14 protein-coding genes are annotated in these 20,356 nt (G+C 54.9%); 4 read left to right on the forward strand and 10 right to left on the reverse strand.

Annotated elements, in window-relative coordinates; genetic code table 11:
• Window positions 1-130 precede the first annotated feature (130 nt).
• The gene (locus G491_RS32975) at window positions 131-3,016 is read right to left on the reverse strand and encodes a penicillin acylase family protein (RefSeq protein ID WP_051327576.1); all 2,886 of its coding nucleotides are present in this window, start codon (window positions 3,014-3,016) and stop codon (window positions 131-133) included.
• Window positions 3,013-3,540, reverse strand: coding sequence for a hypothetical protein (locus G491_RS0127945; RefSeq protein ID WP_157468676.1), 528 nt, complete (start codon window positions 3,538-3,540; stop codon window positions 3,013-3,015). Before G491_RS0127945 ends, G491_RS32975 begins: the two co-directional genes overlap by 4 nt.
• Before the next feature lie 322 nt (window positions 3,541-3,862).
• On the opposite strand from G491_RS0127945, the gene G491_RS0127950 reads away from it, so the two are divergent.
• On the forward strand, window positions 3,863-5,284 hold the full coding sequence (locus G491_RS0127950; protein ID WP_015949874.1) for a transferase: 1,422 nt from the start codon (window positions 3,863-3,865) through the stop codon (window positions 5,282-5,284).
• A gap of 109 nt (window positions 5,285-5,393) precedes the next feature.
• On the opposite strand, the gene G491_RS0127955 is transcribed toward G491_RS0127950, so the two are convergent.
• Window positions 5,394-6,530, reverse strand: coding sequence for an ATP-binding protein (locus G491_RS0127955; protein ID WP_028316880.1), 1,137 nt, complete (start codon window positions 6,528-6,530; stop codon window positions 5,394-5,396).
• 525 nt (window positions 6,531-7,055) lie between these two features.
• Window positions 7,056-7,736 carry a hypothetical protein gene (locus G491_RS0127960; protein ID WP_028316881.1) on the reverse strand — a complete coding sequence of 227 codons (681 nt, stop codon included), beginning with the start codon at window positions 7,734-7,736 and terminating at the stop codon, window positions 7,056-7,058.
• Between the two features lie 522 nt (window positions 7,737-8,258).
• On the opposite strand from G491_RS0127960, the gene G491_RS0127965 reads away from it, so the two are divergent.
• The gene (locus G491_RS0127965; protein WP_028316882.1) at window positions 8,259-9,209 is read left to right on the forward strand and encodes a universal stress protein; all 951 of its coding nucleotides are present in this window, start codon (window positions 8,259-8,261) and stop codon (window positions 9,207-9,209) included.
• Between the two features lie 11 nt (window positions 9,210-9,220).
• Here G491_RS0127965 and lnt read toward each other — a convergent pair whose 3' ends face one another.
• The gene (gene lnt / locus G491_RS0127970) at window positions 9,221-10,726 is read right to left on the reverse strand and encodes an apolipoprotein N-acyltransferase (RefSeq protein WP_028316883.1); all 1,506 of its coding nucleotides are present in this window, start codon (window positions 10,724-10,726) and stop codon (window positions 9,221-9,223) included.
• Between the two features lie 184 nt (window positions 10,727-10,910).
• On the opposite strand from lnt, the gene G491_RS0127975 reads away from it, so the two are divergent.
• Window positions 10,911-13,346, forward strand: coding sequence for an acetate--CoA ligase family protein (locus G491_RS0127975; protein ID WP_084511733.1), 2,436 nt, complete (start codon window positions 10,911-10,913; stop codon window positions 13,344-13,346).
• Window positions 13,347-13,686: 340 nt separating this feature from the next.
• Window positions 13,687-15,906 (forward strand): hybrid sensor histidine kinase/response regulator, encoded by a 2,220-nt coding sequence (locus G491_RS0127980; RefSeq protein WP_028316885.1) that lies wholly within the window; start codon window positions 13,687-13,689, stop codon window positions 15,904-15,906.
• A 69-nt stretch (window positions 15,907-15,975) separates the two neighbouring features.
• Here G491_RS0127980 and G491_RS0127985 read toward each other — a convergent pair whose 3' ends face one another.
• The 5 genes from G491_RS0127985 to G491_RS32980 all read right to left on the reverse strand — a co-directional run.
• Window positions 15,976-16,725 carry a hypothetical protein gene (locus G491_RS0127985; RefSeq protein WP_028316886.1) on the reverse strand — a complete coding sequence of 250 codons (750 nt, stop codon included), beginning with the start codon at window positions 16,723-16,725 and terminating at the stop codon, window positions 15,976-15,978.
• Window positions 16,726-16,768: 43 nt separating this feature from the next.
• On the reverse strand, window positions 16,769-17,776 hold the full coding sequence (locus tag G491_RS0127990; RefSeq protein ID WP_028316887.1) for a ribonuclease Z: 1,008 nt from the start codon (window positions 17,774-17,776) through the stop codon (window positions 16,769-16,771).
• A 4-nt stretch (window positions 17,777-17,780) separates the two neighbouring features.
• The gene (locus G491_RS0127995; protein ID WP_015949883.1) at window positions 17,781-18,200 is read right to left on the reverse strand and encodes a hypothetical protein; all 420 of its coding nucleotides are present in this window, start codon (window positions 18,198-18,200) and stop codon (window positions 17,781-17,783) included.
• A 149-nt stretch (window positions 18,201-18,349) separates the two neighbouring features.
• Window positions 18,350-20,068, reverse strand: coding sequence for a single-stranded-DNA-specific exonuclease RecJ (gene recJ, locus G491_RS0128000; RefSeq protein WP_015949884.1), 1,719 nt, complete (start codon window positions 20,066-20,068; stop codon window positions 18,350-18,352).
• 106 nt (window positions 20,069-20,174) lie between these two features.
• Window positions 20,175-20,356: hypothetical protein (locus G491_RS32980; RefSeq protein ID WP_035220548.1), on the reverse strand; the 182-nt coding region annotated here is incomplete at its 5' end.

The raw sequence follows: 20,356 nt of genomic DNA on the forward strand, positions 1-20,356 counted from the left end.
GATTGAAATTGCGAGGCGGCGAGACTCAAAAAATCGGAAGATTGTAAATACAACGGGGAGGCCGCTTGGCCTCCCCGTTTGGTTATGGTTGCTTATGAAGTTTTCTCAGCTTGCGCCACGCCGGCTCCCCTTATTGCGGAACAGGGAAGTCCCGGGGCGCGAAGGCGTCGAAATTGGTGGTGAGGGAGAAGAAATAGGGATCAAAATTGCCTTGGTAATCAATGTTTCCGCTGGGTCCCAGGGGGAACATGCTTTCCACCCGGACCGGACCGGCAGGCCCGTATTCCACGCAATGAGCGTAAGTGGAGCGGGAGGAAAAGGGCGTTGTGTGCACCACGCCCATACCGCTGATCTTGTACTCGATGACGCCGCGTTTTTTTGCGCCCCAGGGCTGTGCTCCCAAAGTGGCCAGCACGTTATCCAGAGCCGTGACCACAATGTCGTCAAAGGTCTGGGGCGCCGTGGGATCGGCGTTCTGGAACCAGTCATAGTTGTTCTGGATGCTGGAGCCGGGGAAGGAATGGAGGATGATGTTGAACAGCACGTTGGTGTTTTGGATGTCATAAGTATCCGGTTGGAATTCATCCTCAAAGGTCAGACGGATGACTTCCCGGATCCAGGCGTTCATGAGCATCCAGGCGTCGGCCCTGTCTTCGCCGTCTACCCAGAAGGCTTCTCCGCCGTCCACAAAGTGGCCGTCCCAGTTTTGCAGCAGGGTAAGGGCGTCGGTGAAAACGCCGGTGTTGGTAAACGGCGCTGCGGGCGAGGAAGAACAATAGTCTTCCACGGCTGCCGTGAACTCGTCATCCACAAAGGCCCAGGGATTGCCGCCGCCGCCAAAGGAATCGGTGGTGGCGATGTTCAAAGCCAGGTCGCGGACTTCCTCAAAGGTCAGGTCGTCGTTGGCGGCCAGGTACTCGTCCACCACGTGAGCGCGGTGGAAAGGCCCGAAGAAATAGCCGAAGTTATTGTATGTGTTGTTGTAATCAGGGTTGGATTTGTTGTTCCAGCCGCAGTAGTAATGCTGATCCGTATTGCGGTCCGTGGAGCGCTCAATGAGCACGTTGGCGTCCCATTCCAACTGGGGTCCCATGAAACCCTGGGGAAAGCGCCATTCGCCAGCAGGCCGGACAGGATCGCGGCCTGACATCCAGTAGGCGATATTGCCGTCTTTGTCCGCGTAGCAGAAATTCTGGGAAAGGGCCATTTCCTCAATAGCCTCCCCGAACTCGTCCATGCTGGTGGCCGTGTTGACTCCATAAATGGGGACCACCTGCTTCAACTCGTAACCCCATTGGGAATACTTGCTGGCGATGATGGGGTTGGCTGGGTCCGGAGTATAGGAGCCCGGGTCAAAAGGCATGGGGTTGACGATGGGGCCGTGGTCCGTGCGGTACGCATTAAAGACCACGGGGCAGCCGTCCGCCACGTTGATGGTTACGGTGCGGGTCATGACAATGTCGTCAACGCTTTCCAGATAATAATCCATGGTATGGGCGTGACCCACCTGCATGGACCAGGCATGGTGGGGAGTCCGGCCTATAACGACGCCCGGGGTGGCGGGCACATACATGCCGGAAACGTTCAACCCGCCAGCATCAATGGAGATTTCGCCAATGATGGAAGGCACGGAAAAGCCCATCTGGGGACCGGAATAGATAATGGGGTTGCCGCTTTCGGTTTTGGTTCCATCCACCACCCAGGCGTAGGAGCCCATCTTCACAAAGGCGTTGATGTCCTTGAGGCTTTGTTCGATGCCCGTATAGCGTTCCCGCATGGTTTGCGCCAACGCGGCTGCATCAATGTCCATATCCGGAGTTCCGGGATCGCTGTCTGCGGTCTTGCGAACCGGCTGCGGCGCCACACCGGGAATATAGGTGAGAGCGTCGGGATCGTTGATCCAGCGCATGTCGTTGAACTTGACCGGCCCCACTTCCGCATACAGGGCCATGTTGTCGATCTGGCCGGTGAGGCCGCGTCCTTCAGGATCGAAATTGCGTTGCATGGTGGCGCCCCAGGCCAGGACGTCATTGACGTCCCAGTAGGTGACGGGGCAGTTGGCTGCGCCAAATTCAAAGGGCACCAGGGTGGGGTCTTCCTTGAGTTCGTCAATGCGGGTATTGAAACCATTGACGTAGCCCTTGACGATGGTCTGGTATTTTTCGTCCATGGCGTCAAACGCGGCCTGGATTTCTTCCTCCGTGTAGCCGGTGGTGCGCATGAGCATGTCCGACGGGACATAACCTAAGCCAAAAAGTTCGGCCAGGGTGCCGTTGGCCGTCCTGCGGAACTGCTCGCACTGCCACAGGCGATCCTGGGCCACGGCGTAGCCTTGGGCTGTGAAGATGTCGTACAGGGAGGCGTTGGCCGGGCCGTTGATGACGGGAACCCCCAGAGCGTCCCGGGTCAGGGTCACACTGGAAAGATCCGCCAGGGTGGCGCGGAAATGCCTTTGGGCGTCCTCGGCGCTGATGAGCGCATACGTGCCTGCCGCCGCAGGGGCCATAATCAGGTCGATGATAGCCTGCGCGTTGGCCGAGAAGTTGGGCTCGGTGAAATCCAGGGAAAGCGCTGCGGCGTTGGCCCGCATTTGAGCAGTGATCTGGATGCCGTTGGCGAGGTCCTGATCCGCGTCTATGGTCTGAAGAAAACGGAGGATATTGGTGACTTCCTCGTCCGTGTAATCCAAGGCGCCGCCGATCAAATCCATGGGCGTCAGGATGGGGCCCACGTTGGCCCAGCCTCCCAGTTGAATTCCGCCTAAATAAAAACGGATCTGCCCGCCTTTGAGGTAATCGAACACCCCATTGGTGTTGGTGATGCCGGAATCCGCCCCGGAATCATAACCCAGGCCTTCAACCGCTGTATCCAAAAATTTGCCGTTAAGAATGGTTTGTGAAAAATCGTCGTCGTCATCGCTGCTTGTTGTGGCGATGGTGGTTGCAAAGCCTACCGCAAGTACGCAAATCAGGCACAAAGTGCGCACCAGCCAATAGGATCCCTTTACTTGTTTCATGCGATACCCTCCTCTTGTTGATCGTGCAGGTTAATGGGTTGTGATTGCTTGGATGGGTGTGATTGTTTGGTGATGGATAAAATAAAATAGGCCGCCCCCGCCCCTGCAACGCCTGCCAGCACGTCCAAGGGGTGATAGCTGCCGTTCATAAAATAATTGCTTGTTTGATCCAATATGGGAACCTGGGAAAACCAGCCGGGAACCAGTTTCACGGCTTGATCGGGAAACTTCTGCCCCAGTTCAAAGGCCGTGTCCGCTGCCAGCCAGAACAGACAGGCGTTCAAACGAATCATCCTGGTTTCCCCCAAGACCGCTGCGGTTAAAACGGAAAAGGCAAACACATGCACGAAGGCGGGCAAGAATTTGCCCAAGCCCCCTAAAAATCCTCCGGCATAGTTGTGAAGGCTGAGATTGAACGGGAGATTTTGGACAAACCATGTGGCTTCCGGCGGCCTGTCCGCCAAATACACAAGCGCGCCTGCAAGCAGGGATAATAAGGCTATGGCCATTTGCCTAAAATTCATAATGGGAACCAATTTTTTGGGGGGATGCATGGTGATGCTTAAGACCTTGCCAGTATGGCGGATAGCGGGGGTAATGTCAACCTAATCCGGTTAAGCAGGACTTATTTTTGCGCATCTCGGGTCTTTTTATTTCATGAGTATTGGTAGAAGAATGTAATTTTGAGGCATTGTAAAAGTAAACAAGATGCCCCCCGTTCCTTTTAGGGACGCTTGAACCCCCGGGGGAAACATGCTAAACAGTCATACTGGGACACTAGGGAGCCTATTCATCAAATAGGTTTTGAGCAAGCCATGACTGAGGCGATCAGGAAGGAACCGAGCCATGACTAAAATCGAAGAACTGATGGAATTAATTATCTCAAGGGCGAACATCAACCTGCGAGAGTTTTCCCATGACGTGGGGCCTTATGTGCGCGGCATGATCCCCATTGAAAATCTTTGGAAGTTTTATGCATTTTACGGAATGACCCTGCATCATCCCGTATCCTTCAGCTTCCAGCGTTCAGCGTTGGCGGGCAGCTATTTTCTGGGCAATTGCGACGTTGACCGGTCCTTGATTTACAAAACGGACGTGCGCGGCGACGAACTTAAGCAGGAAGGCGACGAAATTATGGTGGGCGACATCAAGGTCGTCCTGCAAAAAGACGAAAAAATTTATATCAAGGACAGCTTTCTTATCAAAAATCTGGTGCATAACTTTTCCCACGATCCGGAAAACCTGGCGGAATTTGCAATCAGAAACACCGTCTCCATGCACTATGCAAACATCCACGGCGCATCCATGAGGGGGTGCTTTCTGGGACCCTACGCCACCGTGGACCTGACCAGTTGCCACGACTGCGTGGTGGGCGAATACGCCTACGTGCAGGTCGGCGAACTGCGGCACGAGCGCGTGGACGCCGGAGAGGTATGGATCAAATCCGGGGACGACTTTGATTTTGTCTACCAATTCCCCACGGAAGTCCTGCCCAAGTACATATCCTTTGAAAAAGGCGAACAGCCCGGCGGGCTGTTAATCGACTTTGTGGAGGACAGGCAGGAGGATTTTGAGGAAATTTTCGGCCGGTATTCGTGCGACGCCGACAGGCAGGCCAACCAGACGGCCGCGGTTTCCCGCTACGCCGTGATCAAGGGCGACGTGGAAATCAGCGAAAACGTTCTTATCGCCCAGCGGGCATACATCCAGGACTCCAAATTGGGCAAGGGCGCCAACGCCCAGGAAAACTGCTACATCATCGATTCCCACCTGAAGGGCAATAACGTCACGGCCCACGGCGGGAAAATCATCCACGCCACCATGGGCGAGGACGGATTCGTCGGGTTCAACGCCTTTCTGAGAGGCTCCGAGGAATGCCCCCTCACCGTGGGCAGCAATTGCGTGATCATGCCCCACACCATCATGGACCTGGAAGAGCCCCTGACCGTTCCCCCGGCCCATTTTGTCTGGGGATACATCCGCAACCAAAAGGATTTCGAAGAAAACAGCATGTCCATGGAGGACTTCATCAACCTGGAAGGGGAGCTGAACCGGGGCAATATGCATTTCCACGGCAGCGGAAGAGCCTTTGTGAGCGCCTTCGCCCATCGCATCGAGCACATCCTGGAGGCCAACGGCGCCTATTTTGAGGGCGGCGAGCAATCCGGCCACGCCCAGATGGGCCGCAACCAGTCCTACAACACCATCGAACCTTACCCGGAAGGAGAAATGCGGGGCATGTTCCCCACCATCCGGATTACGCCCTAATATTATAGGTGCATCCAGCGTTAAAAAAAACGGCCCGCTTCCCGAAAAATGGGAGGCGGGCCGTTTTTTTTATCTGCTTGCAAGCCGGAAAATGCGGCGGTAGTCCGCGTTATTCCGGACGCGGAGGCGTGGTGTACACGATCCGCCGGTTCTGCACCAGGCTGATGGCGTTTTCCGGGCAAAAATGGGCGCACACGCCGCACCCGATGCAAAGATCCTTGTTCAGGGACGGAGAACCGTCTTCGCCTTGCGTCATGGCCTGGGTTCCGCATTTCTCCGCACAGGTTCCGCAGGACACGCATTTTCCCGTATCCACCACGGCCATGAACCAGGCCTCGTTGGCCGTCCCCGCAATGGTCATGCCGTGGGCGTTGCCGCAGCAGCAGGAACAGCAGGAGCATATGCTGGTTTCGTCGCGGGAGGAATTAAAGCCCGGATGATAGGCCTTGTGAATCAGACCGTCGTCTTCGGCCTTGGTCAAAATGGCCAGGGCTTCCTCCTTGGTCACCATGCGGGAGAATCCCTGGGCCGAGGTGTAGCGGGCGGATTTGCCGAAGGTGAAGCAGTTTTCCCGGGAGTCGGTCTGCTTGCAGGGATCCCCGACAACGTCCTTGTGATGGCGGCAGAAACAGTGGCCCACGGCGATGTCGTCGAATTTTGCGACAATGTCCTTCACGTCCTGGAAGGGCATGTGGACTTCTTCCATTTCGCCCAGGCTCTGGTTGATTTCAATGGAAATGCTCTGGCCGCTGTCCTGGTTGGTGGTGTAAGGCACGGTGCGGTCGATGGGCGGGATGTTCTTGACCATCTTCACCACGTCTTCGTAATGCTCTTTCACCAGCCCGCGATGTTCGTCGAACATTTTGGTGAACAAAGCGGCGATGCGCTGGGTTTCCGGCGTGATCTCCAGCTTTTTCATGAACATGTACTCGAAGATGCCCACGTTGAACAGGGGCAAAAGCCTGAAGACCATCATGCCCTTGCTGTTGGGCTGGTTAAAGATCACGCCCCGTTTGGCCAGGACTTCCACCTTGGCGTTGATTTCGTCCTCGCTCAGGCCGGTGCTTGCCTTGAGCTGCTCCATGGTCTGGGATTTTTGTTCATTAAAGGCCAGAATAAAATCGATTTCATCTTCCTTGATCACTTCTTTGATCAGTTCCACCAGGGTGGGGGTGGTGGGAGGAGGCGTTCCTCCGGCCTTTTGGATGGTTTCCACTACCGGCATGTATTTTTCGTTAAGATCCATGAGCCTTGATTCTCCTTCATGAAGACATTAAGGGGTTGCATTAGGGGATTCTTTTCACATCTGTATAATTATAGCCCCGCCCGCCCTGTGGGTCAAGCAATTCATCCAATTGTGCAAGTGAATCGTGCGAATAATGGGATGGATGGTGCATCTGCATCAAACCTGGACACCTCCTCCCAGACCGCATGCCTCGGCTGGCCTGCAATTAAACCGGCGAGGGCGAATTTGATTTGTAGGGACAGGCCCCCGTGCCTGTCCGGGACGCGCTGCGCGCGTTCCAAAGGGGGGCGCAAGGGGGGCGGCTGCGGCATGTGTTGCTAATCATTTTTGGAGGATAGCCTCGGCCTTGCAAACTGCAGCTGGCCGGAGGGCATTTTGCAGCGTTAAATCATTTGGAATTACAATAGTTCTTGGGTGGCCCTGGAGGGCGCATCCTGCCAGGGCGCGAAGCGCATTTGGCTTCGCATCGCAAGAGGCTGAATTCCTATCCTATGAATGGAATTAATGACGCTTCAATTTAACCAATTAAAAAATATCCACCACGGCGCCGGCGCTTTCAAACCGCTCCCGCAGGGCTTGAGCTTCCACGCCGCTCAACCCGTTGATGATGTAATCGCTCCCTTTCACCAAGGGCGCCGATACCTTAAAAAACTCCGATTTAAACTCCTGGGTCAGGCTTTGTCTCACCGAATCCCTTTCAAATCCTTGTTGGATTTCCCCCGTAAAGACCAAGGAATAAACGCCGTCAGGCTCCAAATCCTCTTTGGAGAATATGAGGCCGGAAAAAGGGGAGGAAATATCTCTTTCCCGGGGCTCGGGCCCGGTTTCCAACTCCACTTCCTTCCAACTCGCCTGGCTGTTTTCAGGTTGATTGTTTTTCTGCAAATCCTGGGCGATTTCCAGATCAAGATCCACGACTACGCATTTTTCGCACGAGCCGTCCGCTCTCTGGATATGGCCGCAACACGGACATTTGTACGTCCTGACCGCAGTGACTTTCAAGCCGGCCTCGTCAAAATCAGCTTTGAGCTTAAGCGCTTGCTCCAGGGACAAATCCTTCCGAATATACGGTCGTCCGCCGTTCAAGGACGCCAATAACTGAGAGGCGCGGCGTCCGAACAGGGGGGTAAGATCTTTTTGGGTCTTTAAAGGAGTTTTTTCCGGTAAAACTTCTCCGTGGCAAATAATGCTGTACTGCGGTTTCATGCCTGCGTTCCCGTTCCTGCTGAATGCATCGTCTTGGGTGGAGTTTTTTGATTAAGGTGGAAAACAAGGAGTTGCCGCGGTCGATTTGTGCGGCGTCCGGCGTCTAACGCTATAATATTTACCAGGACTGCCATCAAAAATCAATCATGAAAACTGGCGCCCTTTAACTTGAAGTTGCATATATATCATATATATACTGATATTTTATCCATTTGTATGTAATTGGCGATGATCAGCGTTTAAACCCCCTAAAATCCTCTTCCTGCGCTCCGGCCGGCATTCCGCCTTCGGCGCCTCAGACTTTTTACTTGGTTAACCTTTACGCATTGTAAACAGGCTTTACATTTTCGCCTTTTCCGAATTTATCCCAAATGCGAACAATTTATAAATTGATCTTTAAATACAGCATGTTGCTTGGGTGTGTGTTTTTACTCCCTTTGGTACGGATTATGCCGTTACAGGATATGAAAGGCCGGCCGGCCTATGCCGGCGACTCTTAGACCCTTAGCCAAGGGGGAGAAAATGAACGAGCATCCCAAGAGAATTTTACTGGCCCTGGATGGGTCCGAACAATCCTACAACGCGGTGGAGTACGCGGCTGAAATTCTGGCGCCGGGCGCCGCCTTTTTCGTCCTTTTCCATGTCTTGCCCACCATCCCGGATATTTACTACGACCTGGACGCCTACGCCGGGGGCCGGGCGTGGATTCACACCAGCCACGCTTGGTTCATCGGCCAGAAAAAGCAGATGGAGGACTTTATGAAAACCGCCAGGGCCGCCTTGGTCCGGGCGGGCCATCCGGAAGAAAATATCACGGTGAACATCCAGGATAAAAAAGTCGGCATCGCCCGTGACATCGCCTACGAGGTGCAATCGGGCTACGACGCCGTGGTTTTGGGCCGGACGGGCGTCAGCCGGATCAAAGACATTGTTCTGGGCAGCGTGGCCAACAAGCTGCTGGGACGCGTTTCAGGGACGTCGGTCTGGTTTATCGGCGGCAAGCCCAATCCTGGAAAGATTCTGATTGCCGTGGATCCCTCGGAAGGCGCGCAGCGCGCTGCGGAGGCGGCCGTGTCCATGGGCCGGGGAAGCGAAGCCGAGTACATTCTGCTTCATGTGCAGCGAGGGCTCATGGGCTATTCTCCGGTCATGGTGGAGGCTCGCATGACTGTGGAAAACGAGGAATTGCAGAAAAAGCTCCGGGAGCATCAGCGGGAGCAACTCGGTTTCCTGGACCACCTCAAGGCGCGGGTAATCGCCGAAGGCGCCCCCCCGGACAAAGTCCGCACCCACTTTATTTCCGATGTTTACAGCCGCGCCGAGGCCATCGTGGATTATGCCGTGAAGAACGACATTGGAACCATTGTGGTGGGACGCCGGGGCTTGTCCAGGGTTCAGGAGTTTTTCATGGGCCGGGTAGGGTACAAGGTCATGCAGCTCGCCAACAAATCGGCCGTCTGGGTGGTCGCCTGATCCCCAGGGAATCAGGATCTCTTGCGCCTGAAAACCGCAGCCGCAACGATCAGGCCCGCCAGATATAAGATCCAGGGGCCGAAGCGGGTGTACGGCGTTATGTCATCGGAAAGCGAATAATCGCCCCTGACCGTCTGCCTGGCGCCAAGCTCCGACCTGGCCTGGATGCTTCCGTCCGGGGCGATGAGGGCGCAAAATCCGCTGTTGGAGGCCCGCAGCAGCCAACGCCGGTTTTCAATGGCCCGCATGCGGGCGGCGTCCAGGTGCATGTACGGCATGGTGGAGTTGAACCACGAGTCGTTGGAGAGGTTCACCAAAACCTGGGCGCCTTCCCGGACGGAGCTCCGTACATGGCCTGGGTACAGGATTTCAAAGCAGATGCTTGCGCCCATTTTTCCCATGGGCGTGTCCATGGCGAGCGGCGAGACGCCGGGGACGAATTGGGAGGGGGCGGTGTAATAGTCGCCCAGCACGTCCTTCCCCATGGGCGTATTTTCAGAATAGGGCAGGAGGATGTGCTTGTCGTAGGCGCTCACCCGGCCCCGGCCCGAGATGAAAAACGCCGAGTTGAAGGTTCCATGGCCGTCAGGCGCTTTTCGCAAGCCTCCGGAGATCAGCAAGGCGTCCGGGCCGATGGATTGAATCACCTCCCGGAAGAAATCGTCGTTCACCATGCCGCTGGAGTTTAAAACCGTCTCCGGCCATACGGCGACAAAAGGGGAGGCGGCGTTCTCAAAACTAGAGAGCTTTACGTAGGTCCTGACCCTGTTGATAAAGCCCAGGCCGCTCCAGCGCTCCTTTTGCGAAAAAGAGGCCTGAACCAAAGCCGCCTCCACGGCCCTGTCTTTATTGAAGGTTTCTATTTGAGCCGTTCGCGCCATGCCGTATAGAACCGGCCCTCCCAATGCCAGAACCAAAACCGCTATGGCCGCCTTGTTTTTCGCCAACCATAAAGTTAAACTTTGTTCATTCCTTTCAGAAAAATCCATGGCCAGATAGGCGGCCGTCCCATTCACCATGGCCAGCAAAAAGGAGATCCCAACTCCTCCGCACAGGTCGGCGACCTGGACGTAATACCCGCCTCCCAAAGCGGCGTAACCCAGATCGGCCCAGGGAATCATGATTGGGACTATTTGCTTTAATAACTCGGTCAGAACCCACAGGGACGGAAAAACCAGACAAAAAAAATAGAGCGACCGTTTTTTTAAGTAACCAAAGACCACGGAGAAGCAACTATATAATAGGCCGTAAGGCAGAACGGCGAATCCGCAGACAAACAAAACCGCGGTTGTCCACGGTTTTTCAAACTCGTGGATCAAGGCGTAAAACAGCCAATGCGCCGTTCCCAGCACCAGCCCCGCGCCCAGTACAAAACCCAGGGCCGCCCTTTTCCAAACCGGGGGATTTTTCGCCAATACGCACAAAAAGGGAATTAGGGCCGCAAAGCCAAGCGGCCAGAGGGAAAAAAAAGGGAATGACAAGGAATAAAGAAATGCTGTAATGATAGGTGCTGCCATATCCCCCCCGAATATAGATTAGGCTGGCATCATAGCCTTTTTGTTAAATGGCGTCAAAGTCTTATACACACACGGCAATCCCAGGGTATTTTTGGAATATATCTTAATCCTTAACCCTGGTATATGCTTTGGCTATTTGTGGTATTGGATTTTTGCCAGCAGGGAAGGAGATTGGACGAGCATTATGGAAATCAGAAAAGAGGAACTGCCGGTCGTCTTAAACATTAACTTCCAGGAAATTGACAGACTCTTTGGACAGGCTTCCCAGGAAGGCCGCAATTACCTGTTTGAATATGAAGCCTACGACCTGATTCGCAACATCGGGGCGGAAACCCCTCCCAAAACCCATCTGATCGTCAAAGGCGTGGTCCCCTCGGACGAGGAGTTGACGGCCCTGCCCGGAGACAAGGTGGTCCTCAAGATCGTTTCTCCGTATATATTGCACAAAACGGAAGTGAGCGGCGTTAAAGTGGTGGACAAAGACCCCTCCAAAATCCGCTCCGCGTGGCGGCGCATGCTGTACGAAGTGCCGGAAAATTATGCGGTCATGATCGAGCGCAACCCCAACCACTGCCCGGACGGATACAAAGGCCTGGAAGGCGACGCCCTGCGCCAGGCGGTCAGCCGGGATATCAAGGGCGTATTGATGGTGCAATTCATGCCGCCAGACTCCGAGGCCTTCGGCAACGAGATGATCGTGGGCATTCGCAACACCCGGGAGTTCGGCATGGTCATCAGCGCCGGCCTGGGCGGCACGGACACCGAGCTTTACGCCGAGCGCTTCCGCAAGGGCCAGGCCATTGTGGCCGCCTCCACGGTCATGACCGGCGGCATGGCCTTTTTCGAGCTTTTCAAGCAGACCATTTCGTACAAGAAGCTGGCCGGCCTCACCAGGGGCCAGAGGCGCATTGTCACGGACGAGCAGTTGATCGAGTGCTTTGCGGCCCTGATTGAACTGGCCAACCGGTACTCCCCCACAAACCCGGACGCTCCCTTTGTCATAGAAGAGCTGGAATACAACCCCTTCGCCTTCAGCGACTATCTTATGGTGCCCCTGGACGGCCTGGCCAAGTTTTCTTCGCCGGGGGCTCAGCCCGCGGGCAGGCCCATCAGCCAGATTTCCGGCCTGCTTAAGCCCGAAAGCATCGGCATTGTGGGGGTTTCCACCACCCGGGTGAATTTTGGGCGCATCATCCTGGACAACGTGCTCCTGGCCGGCTTCCCCAAGGAAAAGGTTTTCATCCTCAGGCCGGGCATGGATTCTTTTGAAGGAGTGGCCTGCATACCGGACCTTTCATCCCTGGAATCCCCCCTGGACCTGCTGGTGGTGGCCGTGCCCTCCGCCAAGGTTCCCGACGTGGTGGAGGAGGTGCTCACACACAATGCGGCGCGGTCGGTCATTCTCATTCCCGGAGGCATGGGCGAGACGGAAGAGAGCAAGGACCGGGCCGCCGCCATCATGGACCGCATCGGCCAATCCCGGCGGGACGGAAACGCGGGGCCTGTATTTTTGGGCGCCAACAGCGTGGGCGTCTTAAGCCACCCCGGCGCCTTTGACACCCTGTTCATCCCCGAGGAAAAGGCGCCCAAGCAAAGAGGCAAGCGGCCCCGCAACGCCGCCTTTATCTCCCAAAGCGGCGCCTTTATGATGACCCGCCTAAGCTGCCGGCCGGAACTGGACCCTGCCTACTTGATTTCCATCGGCAACCAGAACGACTTGACCATAGGCGACGTCATGACCTACCTGACGGAAGATCCGGAAATCCAGGTCATCGGCGTGTACGCGGAAGGCTTCAAGGACCTGGACGGCCTGTCCTTCAGCAAGGCCGTGCGTAAGGCGGTCCTGGCCGGCAAGGACGTAATTTTTTACAAGGCCGGGCGCACTCCCGAAGGCAAGACAGCCACCTCGGGCCATACCGCCAGCCTGGCTGGCGATTACATGGTCTGCGAATCCTGCGTGCGTCAGTCCGGCGGCATGGTGGCCCAGAACATCGCCCAGTTTGAAGATCTTTTTCTGCTGGCCCAGCGTTTGCACTCCAAGCCCGTGGGCGGCAATCGCCTGGCTCTTCTCAGTTCCGCAGGCTTCGAGGCTGTGGCCATGGCCGACAGCCTCCAGTCCGACGATTACCGCATGAAGCTGGCGGATTTTTCGCCTTCCGCCAAGGAAAGCCTGGACGCTATTTTGGCCGCCAATAAATTGTCGGGCCTGGTGGAAGCCAAGAACCCCTTCGACGCCACCCCGGCCGGGGACGACGCCCTGCACGTGGCCGCCTTGGAGGTTTTTGATAAAGATCCCAACGTGGACGCCACGGTTCTGAGCATCTGCCCTGTGTCCCCCGGTCTGGCGACCCTTCCCCTGGACCCGGAAGACCCCCGCAGCTTTTCCGCGCCTAACAGCATCGCCGTGCTGCTGCCCAAGATCGCCGGAAACCTGACCAAACCCCTGGTGGCCATAGCCGATGCAGGCCATGACTACGCGGCTTACGTAAAAATTTTTATGGAGCATCAAATCGCGGTCATTCCTTCGGCGGACCGGGCGGTTTCGGCATTGGGCCTGTACATCCAGAACCGGCTTTACGCTGAAAGCATCCGGGAGAACGTCCTTCTTAAGTCGGAATAAGTAGTACAAATTCCAAACCTGCCGCACAAGCCGAAGCGCCTGACAGGCGCTTCGGCGTTTTTCATGAAACCCTTACAACCGTCCTCATTGCACCTCTTTCTAAGGCATAAACCTTGCATATTTTTTTTCCGATCTTCAAAGGAAGCTCCTTTGCCGCATAAAACAACTATGGGTTTTTTTGATGTCTAAAAATAGTACAAAGCAATGACGGCCGGCGCCGCTCAAAGCAGCCCCTGTCATTTCCGGTCTCATCGGCGGCGCGCATCAACCAGGAACACGGCAAAAGTTCAAGCAGCACAGGCTTCATCAATAACCAGCGGTTGAATGATCTATGTTACGAATGCTGAAAATACCTTTTTTACGGAATGTCTTTTTCGCCTCCCTGTTGGCAGCCATTTTGGTCCCATGCGTCGTTATAGTCTTCATTTACCCCAAATTTCAGGGCGTGCTGATTCAGTTGGTGGAGGACGAAGCGGTTCGTTTTACCAAGCACTGGGCGGGATGGTTCGATGATGTGCGCGGGGATCTTGCTCCGGAAATGATAACGGGTGAAATACTTAAAGAAACCAGTATTTTGCAAAAAGATTTGGGCGCCCGGAAAGTCCGGGTGTTTTCCAAATGGGGAGACATCATCTACTCGTCCGACCTAAAAGAGGTGGGAGGCCGCAACACCCATGACTATTTTCATGAGATTGTGGCGCAGGGAGACGCCTACACTAAGCTGGTGAAGAAAAACGAAAAATCCGCGGAGGGCAAGACCGTCTCCGCCCATGTGGCGGAAATCTATGTGCCGATTATGCGCAACGGACAATTCTGGGGCGCGCTGGAAACCTATTACGACATCACCAAGGCCCGGGACACTCTGAACAGCCTCATCAGAGGGTCCGCCCTTATATTGATCATAGTGGTTTTTTGCATGGAGGGCATGATTATCCTTTTATTGCTAAGGGCCGGTCGGATGGTTACCTCCCTAACGGATACAGAGAAGAAACTCCGCTATGAAAAGGAGTTCAGCGAGGCGGTTTTTAACAGCATATCCGATCCCATCGCCGTGGTGGACCCGTTGACTTACGAAGTCATCAACGCCAATGAAGCCGCCTATCAGCAGTTCGGCGAATTCCTGGGGCCCTCCCGCGCCGCAAAATGCTTCGAGTTTACGCACAACAGCAGCAAACCTTGCTCCGGCGCCAATCACACATGCCCCATGGTTCGAACCTACCAGACCGGCCTGCCTGCTTACGACGAACACATTCATTATAAGCCCAACGGGGATATCAGCTATGAAGACGTGTTCACCTATCCCATCAAAAACGAAGCGGGCGAGGTGGAGCGAATCGTCCATATTTCAAGGGAAAACCGGGAACGCAAGGCGGCGCGAGAAGAAAAAATGCGTCTGGAAGCGCAGTTGGACCGGTCCCGGAAAATGGAGGCCATCGGCCTTCTGGCCGGGGGCGTGGCCCATGACCTGAATAACGTCCTGTCAGGAATAGTCAGCTATCCGGATCTGCTTATGCTCGACTGCCCTGAAGAAGACAAAACCATGCGGGACTCATTGGCAATCATACGGGACTCCGGCCTGAGAGCCTCGGCCATTGTCATGGACCTCCTAACCCTGGCTCGCCGCGGCGTGATGGAAATGGAGGCGCTCAACCTCAATGCGGTCATTCAGGATTATCTGAATTCCCCGGAGTACAACAAGCTCCATGCCTACCACCCCAGGTTGAAGGTGCGTTTTACTCCCGATCCGGACCTGCACAATATCAAAGGATCGGAAGTGCATTTGCGCAAAAGCGTGATGAATTTGGTCTCCAATGCGGCGGAATCCATGCCCAACGGAGGGGATGTCCATATCTCCACAATGAATAGCCGGATGGAGGAAAGCGCCGCCAAAGACAAAGGGATTGAACCCGGCGATTATGCTTTACTAATTGTCGCCGACGACGGAATCGGAATGAACGAGGTGGAACTCACCCGCATTTTCGAGCCGTTTTATACGAAAAAGAAGATGGGCAGAAGCGGCGCCGGCCTGGGCATGGCCGTGGTGTGGGGGGCGGTTCAGGATCACAAAGGCCATATTGATGTTTCCAGCTCCCCCCAAAAAGGGACCACATTTTTTCTCCGATTTCCGGCCACTGAAGATCCCATAGCTGAAGAGCCTGATGACCCGGCATGGGAGGAGTGTCTGGGCAATAACCAAAGCATCCTGGTTGTAGAGGACGTCCCGCAACAACAGGTTCTTGCGAAAAGAGTTCTGGAAAAGTTGGGATATCAGGTCCGGCTGGCGGAAAGCGGACCCGAAGCCCTGGTTATTCTCGACAGTACTCCAATGGACCTGGTCATGGTGGACACGGTTCTGGGAACCGACATGGACGGGCTGGATCTGTTGGAGAAAATCAAAAACATGCTCCCGCACCAGAAAGCCATCATTACAAGCGGATATTTTGAGGCGGAAGTGATGGAAAAAGCCAGAAATCTCGGGGTCATGCAATACGTGAAAAAGCCCTACACCACCAAGAACCTTGGCATGGCCATCCGGATGGAATTTGATAAAAAAGACTGACGCCAATCTTTACACAAGTCAATATACTCATAAGTGAATCCAAAAATGACGCTGGATCCCCTGTCAAAATCAATCCAGCGCCAGGGCTCGGGTTGCAATTTTTTGGGATATTTTTTTCGCCAGAAATTCCAGGCTGTCTTGCTTGGAGGGCAACTGGGATAGCTTGCGGCCTGAAAACTCCTGGTATTCCAGGTCCCCGCCGAATTTTTCCTCCAGATCCTCCTGGATGGAATCCTGCTGCAGCACGGAATCCGTTTTGACGTCCACAATCTTATAGTCCACCTTGAGGGATGCCTGACGCACAATGAACGGCACGGGCTTCATGACGCTGCGTTTGATCTCCACCGTGGTTTCCTCGCCGAACAGGCTTTTTTCGGTTTTGTACTGTCCGGTCCCCTCCTGCACGGTGACCATGTCCGACCCCCTCACATCGTGAGAGGAGGACGTCGCCTGGCCTATGATCAGCAAATCGCCATCAAAACTGTGGGAAAAAATCTTGGTTTCCGCCGTTTCCGCTGTTCTCGCCGTCTCCTCGGCTTCATCCTTCTGGGGCAGAGCCACAAGAGCGCCGGAGTCCTGCATGAATTTTCCCGTATAGCTGCTGATGACGCCGCCCAATTCCCCTTTGAAAACAGGCTGTTTAAAGGCCTTGGGCGCCGGCGTTGGCGCCAGGGAGGCTGACGCGGAAACTCCTCCGGCGGCCTGGGGCTCGGCTTCAACGGCCGCGCGCCGTTGGGTGCAGCAGCCCTGGGTCAGCAATAAGGACGTCAGCAGGGCTCCCAGGATACTATAAAAAATTATATTTTTTCGTTCCGGCATAAGGCGGCCTCCATGTAAGCGAGGATGTTTTTCCGGCATCGGGCTACTCCCCTTGGGTTTCGAAAGCCTGTCGAGCCTGTTCAAGGATCAACTCCGGCTCTTCCTGATATCTGGGCGAAATATGGAAGTTGATCATCTGACGGGCCTTGGCCGTTTTCGCCAACTCACCGGCCTGTCCGGCCGTCAGGTGGTTTCTGGCGACGGCATGCTCTGCATCTTCGTCGGCGAACGACGCCTCGATAAACAGTTGGTCCGCATTTTCAGCCAGGGCCAGGATTTTTTTCTGATTATCCGCGTGGCCCGCGACATCCGTAATATACGCAATTTTCTGGCCCGGAGTTATGAGCGTAACGGCCTCAGCCAGTTCCGCCAAGGTGAAGGACTTGTCCTTCCCCTCGGGCACGGGGACGGTGAACGGTTCGGACCAGTCCTTGGATGCATACAGGGATTGCTTGAACTCTCTCAGCCAGGGCCCCACATCCATGCCCAATTCCTCCAGCCTGGCTTTCAGGATGTTTACATGAAACCTTTCGTTCAGGGCGAATCCAAGGCAGGGCATGCCGTGATCCAGAATTTTTGCTTCCACGGTAAAGTCCGGCTCCGTTAAAAGAACGCCTCCATGGTTCCGCACGACTTCCCTGGGCGTGGGCTTGAACTCCCCCAAGGTTGTAAAATTGCAGGTTTCCAGACGGTCTTCATGGACTTCCGTGACCCGGAATCCAAACTCGCTTTCGTAATTATCCAGCAGGTTCCAGCTATAACCCTGGAGCTTTCCGGCGGTGTTTGCGATGATTCCTTCGGGGCCGAACATGTGAATGATTTTGTCCCGCCCCAGGCAAATGCGCAATAGGTGATCAAACCCGATAAAGTGATCCACGTGGGTGTGGCTCACAAAAACATGGGTGATTTTTAGGATGTCTTTGGGGGATAGAGCGTGCAGGTCGCCCAGGTCAAATAGAATGGCGCGTTTGACAAACGCAAAATGAATAAAAAGGCCGGGATCGTCAAAAGGATCGGGATTGACGAGCCGGGGGCGAATCGCCGCTCTCATGATTTTAGGAAAGATGTTTAATAATTTGCTTGTGGACGCATTTGTAAATGTCCAGGTCTTCCCCGAAAATGTCAACCACGTCCTTGTGATTGATCAAATCTTCAACCACAAAGGCGGTCATGTAAAGGCTGACAACATGGGGCTGGGCCACCAGCTTGCGGAAAGGGGCGACCTTGAAATCCACGTCAAAATCGTCTTCCCGGGTCAGCTTTTCAAGCCTTTTACTGATGGCGGCTTCCACGCCGTTTTTACTGGTTGTCTCCAACAGGCCTGTTTCCACTAATTTTTGGGCCAGGGCGTTGGATAAAGTATCCAATACATCAGGTATTTTTTGAATCGCCCTGCGGCGGGCGTATTCCTTGGATGACTCAATTTTGGAAAGAATCTTGGATTCTCGATTGCTAGGTCTGAATACTTTTCCCATATCATCTCCTCCGACTCAAAGCCATATACTGCCCTCAAGCTATGATTGCAACAAAAACTTGGGGTATGGAGGCTTTTCCGCTCATGTTTTTTTTAGCGAAAAAAAGGCTCTCAGCCCGACCCTTCTTCTTGTCAGTCCCGCATAAAAAACTATCCTTCCCGAATTCCCTCGATGATGGCCTGAACCGTTTGCCTGTCCTTCCACCTGTTCCATTGCACCCTGTAAGCCACGGCGCCGGCGATGGATGGCACAAGCTGATCCCGTGCATTAAACCAGATCGCCTGCAAGGGCTTGGTGTTGCCTTCTCCGCTGTGAAAAACCATTCTCCGGTGCCCCCTGCCGACTGTCGGGCCTTGCTTGATTCCAACCTCGGTGGAAATGAAGACCGGTTCAGGATTGGCAATGCCAAAGGGCGCCATGCTTTCTATTTGATTAGCGAAATCAGGCCCGATTTCCATGGGATTCACGGAATAGTCTATGGTCAGTACGCGTTCGAAATCCCGCTCCGTGCTTTTTTCCAAAACCTGGCTGTCGAACATGCCGCGAAAAGTTTCGATGCTTTTATCGTCAATGGTCAACCCCGCAGCCTGGGCGTGGCCTCCAAAGGCGATCAACTGGGATTCACACGCCTGCAAAGCCTGGTAAAGATCCACCCCCGGAATGCTTCTGGCGGACCCTTTTCCCGTGCGTTTGTCCATGCTGATTAAAACCACAGGGCAATTGAATTCCCGAACCAGCTTGGCTGCAGCTATGCCTATGACGCCCGGATGCCAGCCTGAATGAGCCATGACCAGGGAGCGTTTCCCCTTCAGGTCATGATCCGATTTGAGCAGGGAAAGCGCCGAGTGGTACAAATCCTCGGACATGCGCTGCCGTTTGCGGTTCAGCGCATCGATTTCCCAGGCAAGCTGCCGGGCTCTTGAATTGCTTTTTTCAAGAAGAAGCTCCACGGCCTTGTTGGCGTGATCCACTCTTCCCGGAGCGTTAAGGCGGGGCGCCGCCCGAAAAGCGAGATCATGAGCCGAGACTGTGGAGTTGTCCACGGCGGATACGTCCAGCAAGGCTTTGACCCCAGGTCTCGCCGCCGCTCCCATGATTTCCAGGCCCGCCCGGGTCAGAATGCGATTTTCGCCTATCAGCGGAACCATGTCCGCTATCGTGCCCAGGGCGACCAGGTCGCATTTATGCTTGAGGTTGGGCTCCTTGCCTTCCGGCCATAATCCCTGCTCTCGCATGGCCATTCTCAGGCCGATGCACAAATAAAAGGCCACGCCCACCCCGGCAAGGTGGTCCAGGCCTGACGGGCACCCCGGAAGTTTAGGGTCGATGACGGCCAGGGCGGGAGGCGGCGTTTCCGAAGGCGTGTGATGGTCGGTGACAATGACGTCCACGCCCGCCTGCCCGGCCTCTTCAATGGCTTCGTGACTGCTGATGCCGTTATCGACTGTTATGACAAGCTGGATTTTTTTGGATAACACCGGATTGCGGATATGCTGCGAGGAAAATCCGTAGCCTTCCTGAGTGCGATGGGGTACGTGGAAAAACACCCTCGCCCCCGCTTCCAGCAGAAATTCGGTAAGCAACGCGGTGCTGCAAACCCCGTCTGCGTCGTAATCTCCAAACACCAGGATGTTCTCCCGGGCCTGGATGGCGTGAATGATTCGTGCGATCGCCTTATCCATGTCTTTCAGCGTGAACGGGGACGGCAGATCCGCCAGAGACGGACCCAGATAGCGTTCCGCCGCGCCGGGCTCCCGGATGCCGCGGTTGACCATAGCCCCGGCGATGGCTTTGTGGCATCCCAGATACTTGGACAAGGCTTCCACAGCTTCCAGATTCGGCTCGCACAATTTCCAACGTCTGTTCATAGCCGAATAATATAAACCAATAATCGAAATTTCTCAAGATTTGGAATGCATTTCAGGCCATAAAGCATCATAAGTCCCGCCCGACTTCCTTTCTAAACCCTTTTATTCAAGAAACGCTCTTTTTTTTCCCGGCGGCCTGAAAAACAGGGGCGATTCCTTTTTCCTTAGGGGTGGCAGGGGCCCTGCGTTGGGGCGTAGGCCCAGGCTTGGGCTTCTCCTTGGGCTTGGAAGGAGCATCGAACATGGCGTCCAGGTCATCCTGAGACATGGCTGCGTTGTCGTCCGCGG

The organism is Desulfatibacillum aliphaticivorans DSM 15576 (assembly GCF_000429905.1).
Lineage (GTDB): Bacteria > Desulfobacterota > Desulfobacteria > Desulfobacterales > Desulfatibacillaceae > Desulfatibacillum > Desulfatibacillum aliphaticivorans.